Source organism: Limosilactobacillus sp., from assembly GCF_041859915.1.
Taxonomy (GTDB): Bacteria; Bacillota; Bacilli; order Lactobacillales; family Lactobacillaceae; genus Limosilactobacillus.
Window position 1 is genome coordinate 1 of the sequence record NZ_JBFLGB010000053.1, and the last position, 10761, is coordinate 10761.

At 44.5% G+C, this 10761-nt stretch carries 11 protein-coding genes; 8 read left to right on the top strand and 3 right to left on the bottom strand.

What is annotated here, in order from left to right; genetic code table 11:
* A partial coding sequence (locus ACEYV4_RS07300) for an ABC transporter substrate-binding protein (protein WP_373842674.1) occupies positions 1–924 on the top strand: 924 nt, incomplete at its 5' end.
* Between the two features lie 55 nt (positions 925–979).
* On the opposite strand, the gene ACEYV4_RS07305 is transcribed toward ACEYV4_RS07300, so the two are convergent.
* Entirely contained in the window at positions 980–2377 is a 1398-nt protein-coding gene (locus tag ACEYV4_RS07305) for an amino acid permease (protein WP_373842675.1), read from the bottom strand.
* A gap of 132 nt (positions 2378–2509) precedes the next feature.
* Here ACEYV4_RS07305 and ACEYV4_RS07310 point away from each other — a divergent pair, with 132 nt between their 5' ends.
* The 5 genes from ACEYV4_RS07310 (at position 2510) to ACEYV4_RS07330 (ending at position 5443) form a co-directional block, all read left to right on the top strand.
* The gene (locus tag ACEYV4_RS07310) at positions 2510–2923 is read left to right on the top strand and encodes a bis(5'-nucleosyl)-tetraphosphatase (protein ID WP_373842676.1); all 414 of its coding nucleotides are present in this window, start codon (positions 2510–2512) and stop codon (positions 2921–2923) included.
* A 5-nt stretch (positions 2924–2928) separates the two neighbouring features.
* Positions 2929–3510, top strand: a complete 582-nt coding sequence (locus ACEYV4_RS07315) for a guanylate kinase (RefSeq protein WP_373842677.1) — start codon at positions 2929–2931, stop codon at positions 3508–3510.
* Between the two features lie 30 nt (positions 3511–3540).
* Positions 3541–3984 (top strand): Fur family transcriptional regulator, encoded by a 444-nt coding sequence (locus ACEYV4_RS07320; RefSeq protein WP_373842678.1) that lies wholly within the window; start codon positions 3541–3543, stop codon positions 3982–3984.
* A 71-nt stretch (positions 3985–4055) separates the two neighbouring features.
* On the top strand, positions 4056–4583 hold the full coding sequence (locus ACEYV4_RS07325; protein ID WP_373842679.1) for a hypothetical protein: 528 nt from the start codon (positions 4056–4058) through the stop codon (positions 4581–4583).
* Between the two features lie 17 nt (positions 4584–4600).
* Positions 4601–5443: a DUF6681 family protein gene (locus tag ACEYV4_RS07330; RefSeq protein WP_373842680.1), complete on the top strand. Its 843-nt coding sequence runs from the start codon at positions 4601–4603 to the stop codon at positions 5441–5443.
* Positions 5444–5503: 60 nt separating this feature from the next.
* Here the strand turns inward: ACEYV4_RS07330 and ACEYV4_RS07335 are convergent, their stop codons facing one another.
* Together ACEYV4_RS07335 and ACEYV4_RS07340 are read right to left on the bottom strand one after the other, a co-directional pair.
* Positions 5504–5740: a PspC domain-containing protein gene (locus ACEYV4_RS07335; RefSeq protein ID WP_373842681.1), complete on the bottom strand. Its 237-nt coding sequence runs from the start codon at positions 5738–5740 to the stop codon at positions 5504–5506.
* Between the two features lie 29 nt (positions 5741–5769).
* The gene (locus tag ACEYV4_RS07340) at positions 5770–6816 is read right to left on the bottom strand and encodes an aldose epimerase family protein (RefSeq protein ID WP_373842682.1); all 1047 of its coding nucleotides are present in this window, start codon (positions 6814–6816) and stop codon (positions 5770–5772) included.
* Between the two features lie 294 nt (positions 6817–7110).
* On the opposite strand from ACEYV4_RS07340, the gene ACEYV4_RS07345 reads away from it, so the two are divergent.
* The gene (locus ACEYV4_RS07345) at positions 7111–7671 is read left to right on the top strand and encodes a TetR/AcrR family transcriptional regulator (protein WP_373842683.1); all 561 of its coding nucleotides are present in this window, start codon (positions 7111–7113) and stop codon (positions 7669–7671) included.
* A gap of 30 nt (positions 7672–7701) precedes the next feature.
* A complete protein-coding gene (locus tag ACEYV4_RS07350) occupies positions 7702–10503 on the top strand; it encodes a YhgE/Pip family protein (protein ID WP_373842684.1) in 2802 nt (933 codons plus the stop codon).
* The last annotated feature ends 258 nt before the right edge of the window (positions 10504–10761 follow it).

The following is a 10761-nucleotide window of genomic DNA, read 5'->3' on the forward strand; positions in this document are numbered from 1 at the left end:
ATCTCTAAGTTTGAACGTCAGACTGGTTACCACGTCGACTATGAAACCTTCGATAGCAATGAGTCGATGCTGACTAAACTTCGTCAAGGTGGAACTAACTATGATTTGGTAATTCCTAGTGAATATACTGTTCAGCGAATGCGTCGGGAACATTTAATTATCCCCTTAGACCATCATCGCCTTCCTAATATGCGTTACTTGGATAAGCAATTTTTAAACTGGCCCTTTGATCCTGGCAATCACTATTCAGTTCCGTATTTCTGGGGGACCTTAGGGATTATTTATAACGACAAGCAAATTGATGGTCATAAGGTCCAACACTGGGGGCAACTTTGGAATCCGTACTTGAAGAATAATCTGATGTTGATTGACAGTGCGCGGGACGTTTTTGCCATTGCCTTGATTAGTCAGGAAGAATCGGTGAATACCACGGATTATCACCAGTTAAAGCAGGCCCAATTCAAGCTAAAAAAGTTAGTACCCAACGTTAAGGCCGTCGTTGCTGATGAAATGAAGATGTACATGGAACAAGGTGAAGCAGCCGTTGGGGTTACTTATTCGGGTGATGCACGGGAGATGATGAATGTTAACCATCATCTTCACTACGTCGTGCCACGTGAAGGCAGTAATATTTGGTTCGATAACATGGTGATTCCCAAGGCTGCTCGTAATAAGGCGGCAGCTTACCAGTTCATTAATTTTATGTTGGAACCGCATAATGCTGCTCAGAACGCACGCTATGTTGGTTATGCCACTCCTAACTGGCGGGCTAAACAATTATTACCCAAGAAGATTACCGATAACCAGGCTTTCTATCCACCACGGTCGACGATGCGGCACCTACAGACCTACCGTGATTTGCCACTGCGGGTGTTGGGTGAATATAATGACCTGTTTCTTGAATTTAAAATGTTTACCAAATAAAAGAGTGCAAGAAAGATAACCATTTGCGATTATCTTTCTTGCACTCTTTAGGTTATTAATTAACCCTTTGTTTATTTAATTTACTGTGCCAGTAACCATAGCTGAAGTAAATAATGATCCCAATGATAAACCAGATGCTGGCGCCAATATAAGTTGTCTTAGAGAGTTGGGTCATCATTCCCAGACAGGCTAGGCCGGAAACAATCGGGAGTACTGGGTAAAGCGGGACCTTGAATCCGCCTCGGTTACCGATATCCTTCCGGTGACGCAACGGGATGATGCCGAAGGACACCAAAGTAAAGGCTAGTAACGTTCCAATATTAACCAGGCTGGTTAACTCATCCAGAGAAACTAGCCCCCCCATAGCCGCAACAATGATGGCAACCGTCCAAAGGGCAATTTGTGGTGAGTGGTGTTTTTCATTGAATTGTGCCAATTTGGATGGTAAGAGACCATCACGGCCGATTGCGTAGACTAGTCGTGAACTGGAATAAAGCATGGAAATCATCATCGTGAACATTCCAATCAGTGCTCCAATGGAAAGCAGGTCGGCAATCCACCCCTGGTGAACTAACTGTAAGGCATAAGCAACCGGATTAGCAACATCAAGCTTGGTGTACTTGACCATTCCAGTTAGAACGGCCGCCACTCCCATGTAAAGAACGGTAGCGACGATTAAAGTACCAATGATCCCGATTGGTATATTCTTCTTCGGATTTTTGACTTCGGCGGCTGAGCTAGAAACAACGTCGAAGCCCAGGTAAGCAAAGAAACCAAGAGTAGCTCCATGGATAACTCCCTTAAAATGAAACGGCATGAAGGGGTGGTAGTTGCTGGGCTTGATAAAGAAGAGACCAACACCGATGAAAATTAAAATGATTACTAGTTTCAAAACTACGGCAATATCATTGATTCGCATTGATGATTGCATCCCGTGGGAAAGCATCAAGGCAATTAAGAGGACAATTAAGATCGCGATTAGGTTAACGTAGGTACCATGGGTAGGGTCAAAAGGTCCACTTAAGGCTTGGGGGAGGTGCAAGCCAAATGAACCGATCAGCGAGTTGAAGTAAGCTGCCCAACCAGTTGAAACGGTGGCTACGGCTAACATGTATTCAAGAATGAGGGCCCAACCGAGGATCCAACCAAAGAATTCACCAAAAACAATGTTGCCATAAGAATAAGCACTACCGGCAACCGGCAGGGCCGAAGAGAATTCGGCGTAGCACATCGCTGCCAGGGCACAGACGATTGCAGAGATAAAGAATGACAATGTCACCCCCGGCCCGGCTGAATTAGCAGCAATGGTACCAGGAAGAATGAAAATCCCGGTGCCGATCACAGCCCCGATCCCGATGGCCATTAAGTCTTTAGCGGTCATCGTTTTAACAAAGTGTCGGTCCGCCCCCAAGTAACGATCTAGGCTTTCTTTGCGAAGAATGTGTAAGCCCATCTTTAAACCACCTTTCTTTGCTATAATAACGGTAGTGTTTGGTTAACACTACTCTTTAGCTATCAATGATAACCAGTAATTGCATTAAAAGTCAATGAGAATATTAATTTTTTATTAAATAGGTTGAAAAAAATGGCAATTGAAGTTACAAGTGGCGCAGTCGTTTATCGTCAAGGCAAAGATGGAATCGAATACTTATTACTGGAAAGCCAGAATAAGGGACACTTCTGGGGCTTTCCCAAGGGTCACGTTGAAGGAAACGAGACACTAAAGCAAACCGCCGAACGTGAGATTAGGGAGGAAACCCAACTGGTGCTGCCGATCGACACCAGTTTTCACGTCTATACCGAATACGACCTGCCGAATGGCAATCGTAAGCAGATGACGCTCTATACGGCTGAATTAAAGCAAAATGAGAAGATCAAACTTCAAGTTGAAGAGATTAAGAATTGTGGTTGGTTTAACTATCCTGCTGCCCGGCAGCGGTTGACTTATGATAATCTAAAGCAGTTGCTTGACCAGGTTAATGCCCACCTTACCAAGTAAGTAAAATGAGAAAAAATGGTTATGTCTTTATTGTCTGTGGGGCAGCTGGTACGGGAAAAACAACCGTGGCCACTTACCTGCAAAAACATCATCACATGCATCGGGTGGTGACTCATACTACCCGGCAGCCACGACCTGGGGAGCGTGATGGGGTTGACTACTACTTTGAAAATCAACAGTCTATGGGACGATTACATTTGCTAGAACAGGTGACCTATGATGGAGCTCAATATGGATCTTCGTATGAGGGCTTAGCGGAAGGCTGGCGACGAGGACAGGCTGATGTGATTGTCTTAGATACTGCTGGTGCTGCAACTTATCGCCAACAATTAGGAAGGCAAGCAGTGATTGTTTTTTTGACGGTATCACATTTAGCAACTTTGGCAAGGCGGATGACGCAGCGTGGTGATCGTCAGGCTGCCATTTTGTTGCGTCTTCATAGTAAGGAGAATCATCGTGACTTGATGTTGCCTCCTAAGTTAGTGGGTAGTGCCCACGTAATAGTAAATGACCAGTGGCCTGCGACCAAACGTCAACTTGATCAGTTGGTAGAGCAAATAGTACCAAAATCAGGTCCCGTGTGCTAAAATAAGGCGCTTAAGTAAGGGGGGATAAACGTGCAAAGACTAGTTAGCCGGGCCCAACGAATCTTGAAAATGCACCATCTGCGTTGGACTAAGCAGCGGCAAATGATGATTGAAGCCGTTAGTCAAGACCCACATCGTTATATTGATATTACCCAAGTAGACCAATTGATACGGCAAGCTTATCCTGGGGTAAGTCACAACACCATTTACCGTAATTTCAAGGCCTTCTCATCGTTGGGAATTGTTGAGTTGCGTCAGCATAATGATCAAATGCAGGTAAAGTATCGTTGCGATCCCCTTCACCATCACCACTTTATCTGTGACCGGTGTGGCCGGGTACAGGAGATTAAAATGATGCCGATTGATGATGCTTTCTTTGAGCGCCAGTTACCAGGGATCAAGATTACCGGTCACTACTTCGAATTGCACGGTATCTGTGCTCAGTGTCGAGCGGCTGAACAACATTCAAAATAATCTTCACCCTTCTTTAACATTTATTTCATGAAAAATCAGTTATAATTTAGCTGAGAAAAGGAGAATGTAATATGGCAGGAAAAATTCCACCGTTGGTAACCCCCTTTGCCCTGGTGTCACTGGTTTTGGCGTTGGGTGCTACTAACGTGGTGGTTAACAAAACCACCCATACCAATGAGGGTGCTAAGGTTAGTCGAGTTTCACGACGATCAACTTCACTGGTCGACAATAATAACCAGAAAAATAGCCAGAAGACTACCCATAGTTCTAGCCAAACTGATGACAACGATAATGCTAAAAATAACGCTAATAAGTCATCAGGTCAGGTGAATAATGATGATAATCAACCGACCAAGAGTAATAATGGTACCCAAGCTCAAAGAAGCACTAATAATGTGGGTAACAATGGTAATACTACGACTGGGGCTGGACGGCCAAACACCTCACCAGCCAGGAGTAACGGTAATCAGTCAACTAATAATGGGGGCACAACCACTAGCAATAACACAGGTAATAATACACGCGCAAACAATAATGGCGGTACGACCAACCAAGGAAACAACAATGGCGGTACGACCAGTCAGCAGAGTAATCAATAAGGGGGTGGCTACTTAAAATGTTTAGTTTTCTTGATATGATTAACTCATCTCTGAGTTACTTTAACCTAGATACCAAGTTTAAGAGTCGAATTTATATTGTAATTGCGACGCTTGGCGATTTCTACTTGGTTTATGTAACCTGTCGCCTCTTCATGAATCATGTCTGGTTGCGAGCTCTTCTTTACTGCCTAGCAGTTGTGGCAATTACCTATTTTTTGTATTTAAACATTGTTTTCTATTTCTTCGGCAGGACTTCAAAATTTGATTTTCTATCACCGCGTTTTGCTAAGGTGACAGGGCAGAAATTTAATAATGGTAATGGACAGGTTGCCCCTTCATTTAAGGCTCAACAACAATTAGCCGAGCAGTTAGCCAACAATTCCAACGGGGTCTTTTCTGGGGCAAACACCATCCCAGCCGTGGTGGCAATTGATGACCATGAGCAACATAACTTGCAGCATGTAGTCGATCAACTACTAGATGAAGGTATTTTTGTTAATGATTATAGTGGACTGGATGACCAGCAGATTATTGATCAATACGCTGAGACCAACCAACCAGTTCCCGCTCTAAATGCCCGGTCGATTCCCCCATATTTTGCATTGGTGCATGACCAACTGCGTCACCGCCTCGAAATTTACATGGGGATTAATCAAATGGACCGGCGTGCCGTTGGCCATATTGTTAAGATTGGCCTGACAGATGCTTCGACGGCGCACCGGCGTTACCAAATCTACCTAGCTAACCTAGCCGTTACCGGCGGTCCTAATAAGATTCCAGGTCGCCGTGGTTCCACGATTATGACAACCGCTGATTACGGCTTGAATGCTCAGGTAGCTTACCGAGAGCGACAAAAGTAATAAGTAGAAAAAGCAGTTCAACGATTAAATTCGCTGAACTGCTTTTAATGCTTTAAATTCTTATTTCTTTTCTTTGAATTTACCTTCGACGACTCGGCCATGATGTCGTGAATTTGCGCTTGGCATAATTAGTGCAGCAACAATATAGATTAGTCCAATCGGAAAGAAGCCAGTTAACACTAGCAAAACGATCGCTACTAAACGGATAACCGTTGGATCGATATGTAGGTATTCGGCGAGCCCGCCACAAACACCAAGGAAAACTCGTTGCTTAGACTTAGTTAGGCGTTTTTGCATGGCTATTCCTCCAATCGTGATGTCAAAAATTAAGCAAAGTACTCATACCGTAATTGATAATGTGCCGGGTGACCAGGTCGCAGAGCAATATCACCAAACTGTGGGTGGTGTGGTGAATCTGGTAGTGTCTGACCTTCTAAGGCGATTGCAAACCAACTGCCAGATGGCCGGTTGTAACCGTCGACTTGAACGCTATTAGCCGTATAGACAACTAACCCGTTACGGTCGGAATACATCTTAATCTTTCGTCCGGTGGCGGCATCCATCAACGTAGCAACCGGTTCATGTGCTAACCGGTTACTTGGCAAAACCACGAAAGCATCATCAAAGCCACCTTCAGGATTGTGTTCTTCTTGGAGGTGCTGAAGGGCCGTCCCAAGAACCGTTGGATGACTAAAATCGTATGGCGTGTCCTGGTTTAATAACTTTTTACCAGTTGGAATCTTTTCGTTATCTAGTTGAAGGTGGTATTTAGAATTAAGGGTTAAAACATGGCCCTGAATAGTCTTGGCTTCCCCGGAAAGGTTCCAGTAGGTGTGACTAGTCGGGTTGAAGAGAGTCTTTTCATCTGTTTGTCCATCGAAGTCAATGGTGACACTGTTATCGTTGGTTAAAGTATAGGTAACTTTAACGTCTTCCTTACCCGGTAGGTTATCAGTAGCGGTATCAATACTAGTGGTCAAGATGGCTTGGAGATTATCTCCATTTTGCTTGGTTTCAACTTGGTAAAATTGTTGAGCTAGGCCGTTGGCACCACCGTGGAGAAGATTATTACCCTCGTTGGTCGGGACCGAGTAACTCTCACCGTCGATGTCGAATTTCCCCTTAGCAATGCGACCGGCAGCCCGACCAACAATCCGCCCTGCATATAGGTCAGCATAATCAACATAAGGATTAAAACTGTCGGCGGCGAGCAGGAGGTTGACCCGGCCACCATGAGTGTTTGGAACCATAAAAGCCTGCCAAATACCGGCAAAGTTGAGGACACTAATGCTAACGTTATTGTCGTTAGTCAATGTGTACTTGATAACGTCGGAATTTTGATAGCTGCCAAATTTTTCACTTGCGATTTTCATTAGAAACGCCTCCTGCAATTAATTCTCTTCACTTGTGATTGTAGCATATTGCGACCGTTAACCGCTTTGATTTAGGTAATTCTAATACAAATATAGGATAAAAACGTATTTTCTTATGGAAACAACAGGAAATTATTTATAAAACTTAAGCAGTTTTACTAATAAAGCCCTATTTGTACATTTATTAGTAAATGTATTATTTAAGTACCAATATACTTATGTAACTCTGTTGTTTGAATTCAGAACGTTATATAGTATTTATGTTGAAATAGGGACAGTGAGGAGGAATGGTAGATGCGTGTAACGCGAACAGTTCGTGATTTTCAAAACGCACTCCTGGTGTTATTGGAGAATAATTCTTTTGACCATTTGACGGTCGATCAGATTTGTAAAGAAGCACTCTTACACCGAAGTAGTTTTTACCGTTATTTTAGTGATAAATATGATTTATTGGAGCAGACTCTGAAAACTCAGATTGTACGGATTGTTGACAGCGGTGACTCTGAAGAAGATATTATTAAACAGTTAATTATATATATTGACCGCCACCGTAACATGGTTCGGCACCTAGCTGCTAGCAGTCCACATAGCGCACTATATTCGGAGTTATTACATATCTTAACTCAGATCTTTTTGGATCGAGCCGAGCATTCTAGTAAAGACATGGTGATTCAAGCATTGCAAAAGGTTGATGATCCAGAATTATTGGCCTACACGTTGAGCGGCTCAATTTTGGGGGCCTTTCAATGGTGGCAGGACAAAAACTATGATGTGCCGGTTAAGGATGTGATTGCGTTTGCTCGGCAGACCGTTCACGTTCTTTCCAGTGATGATCAGCCCAAGACCAAGTTATAAAAATAAATAGATGTGAGGTGAAAAAGGACAATGTGGGAAATGATTAAGCAGGAGTTTAAGAATATCTACCATAATAAAATCCTGCTGATATCGACCTTAGTGATTTGTATAATTCCTTTCCTTTATAGTATCTTCTTCCTGAAGTCTGTTTGGGACCCATATGGAAATACACAGAATCTACCAGTGGCAGTGGTTAATAAGGATGACCCGGTAGAGTATCAAGGTCATCGAATGGCAGTTGGTGATCAGACCGTTAAGTCACTTAAGAAGAATCATGCTTTGAAGTGGGAATTTGTTTCGGCTAAAAAAGCCCACCAGGGTTTGACACACCGGAAATACTATACGGTAGTAACGATTCCAAAAAATTTCTCTGAAAACGCTACGACGGTGATGGACAAACACCCGCAAACGATGAAGATTCACTATACAACCAACGATTCACTGAACATGATTGGTGAAGTCATCAGTGAAATGGGAATGCGTGAGATGAACATGAAGGTTCGGGCAGCGGTGACTAATGCTTACGCTTCGGCCATGTTCAAAGAACTGCATGTCGTTGGCGAGGGAATGTCTTCGGCAGCGAAGGGTGCTAAGCAGATCAGCACTGGAATGGTGACCCTTAATACTGGTGCTAAGCAGTATGTCGCCGGAGTTAGCCAGGTCAATGCCGGCGTCCAGGAAATGCGGGTTAAAGTGGCTCCATTGACCGCCGGGGCTGCCCAGTTGGCTAACGGTAGTCAAACCCTGGCCAGCGGAATTCAGCAATACACTGGTGGTGTCGGTTTGCTCGGTGCCGGAGTTAGTCAGTTAGTAGCTAATTCTGGAGCCTTGACCAGTGGTGCTAATCAACTTAGTGCCGGAGTTGGTCAATTTGCTGGCGGTGTTAACCAATTAAATGCCGGCCTAGGGACCTTAGATAGCAATAGTACGGCCTTACAGGGTGGCGCTGATAAGCTAGCAGGTGGTGCTGGCAGCTTAGCAACTAACTTAAATGCTTATAGCGGTGCTGCTAGTCGAATGGACCAGGGCCTTAAAAGCCAGATCCCGGCAATGCAAAATGAAATGACAGCTTTGTCTGGTAATGTTCGTCAAAACGCGACAGCATTGCAGAATGCATTGGCACCATTAGCTAGTTCTAGTAATTCTTTAGGTGACCTTTCCAAACAATTAGGAAATATTTCGGCCCAATTAGGAAAATTACAACAAGCGGCTAGTCAGGCTCAGCCATCTACGAGTCAGCAAACCACCAATAATAACAACGGTGCAGCCTCTAGCATTAATGCTGCTAAGGGCCAGTTGAGCAGTATCGACACTTCTAAGATGGATGATGCCGACAAGGCAAAGCTAGCTAGTGCGATCAACGACTTAAATGGTGCTGATACTTCTAGTAAGACAACCACAACTACTAGTACTAATAACAAGGCTAACGCCCAACTAGCACAGCAAATTGGCGCCGTTAAGGCTGGGGTTGATCAATTACAAGCAGCCGTTAATAAGTCGATGACTACTTCTGGTCAAAACACTCAACAAGTTATGACCGCTGCACGAGGACTTGAAGATAGTCTTAATTCAATGCAATCAGGAAGTAATCAGGCCTTAAATAGTGTTAATACGTTATCCAACTATACTGGACTATTAGCATCGAATGCTAGCAAATTAGCCGCTGGAGCAAATACGTTAGCTGCTGGAGCCCAGACCGCTCAATCGGGAATTAGTCGATATACAGCCGGCGTTCATACCGCGGCTGCGGGTTCTGCTCAGCTGGCTGCTAATACCGGGACTTTGCAGTCTGGTGCAAACCAGTTAGCCAGTGGAATCGGTCAGTACACAGCTGGTGTTGGCCAATTAGGTAACGGCATTAGTCAGCTCAACGCCAACAGTGGTCGATTGAATTCTGGGGCCATGCAATTGGCGACTGCCCTGGGTCAGTTAAATGCTCAAATTCCGACCCTGGTTGCCGGAGTTAACCAATTAGCTGCCGGAACCCAACAACTTCAGGATAATTCACCGGTCCTTATCTCCGGAATTGCCCGGTTAAATGCTGGGGCAAGCAAGCTGTCCAATGCTTTAGGCAAGGGTGCTAAGACGATCAATGGCATCAAGCCAACTGGCCGGACCGCTAAGATGTTTGCCGAACCAACAACCTTGAGACATACTCACTATAGCTATGTGCCAAACTATGGCCATGCATTGGCACCATACGTTTTGTCCGTGGCTCTCTATGTTGGGATGCTTGTCTTCAACTTTGTTTACCCAATTCGGCGTGAAGCCATTCCTGGTAAGTCGGCGACTGCTTGGTGGATCAGTAAGGTTGTGATCGGGAGCACGGTGGCTACCACGATGGCAATTGTCGAAGACGCTATTATGATGGCCTGTGGGCTCACGATTGATCACGTTCCGTCATTCTTCCTGACGACAATCTGCTTTGGCCTAGCTTCAATGGCGATCGTGATGTTCCTGTCGATGACCTTTGATAACCCTGGTCGGTTCTTAGCTATGGTTCTGCTGATGCTTCAGCTTGGTGGTTCTGGTGGGACTTTCCCAATGGAAGTAACGATGAAGTTTTATAACGTCATTCACTGGTTCCTACCGATGACCTACTCGATTCAGGGCATTCGGCAAGGGATTGCTGGTGGCTTGGGTACCCACTATGCATTATTCTGTAATTCCGTGCTCTTCGGTATTGCAGTTGTCTTCTTCCTCTTATTGTGGGCCTCGATGAAGGGAATTCATTCCCATGATTTGAACCTCTTCCCACGTCTCGATCGAGAACAGCAATTTATGGATAAGGCAGAATCAAAGGGGATTAACTCTGGTAATCAAGACAAGTAATTAAACGGTAAAAAGCCTCCACATCGACTTGTGGGGGCTTTTTCGTGTTTTAAACTATACTTAATAAGCAGGTGAACTACTCGACCATAAATGACCGAGCTTCTGGGAACACGAAGTAGTATTTAGGATCTTGCACGTGTATTCACGCTACCTAACTTACAGAACACGGGTAACTTCAACTCCACAACGGTCACAAACGATTCCCTTATAACGGATCCGCTTGTACTTACCACAAGCACATTCCCAGTCTTTGGTAGG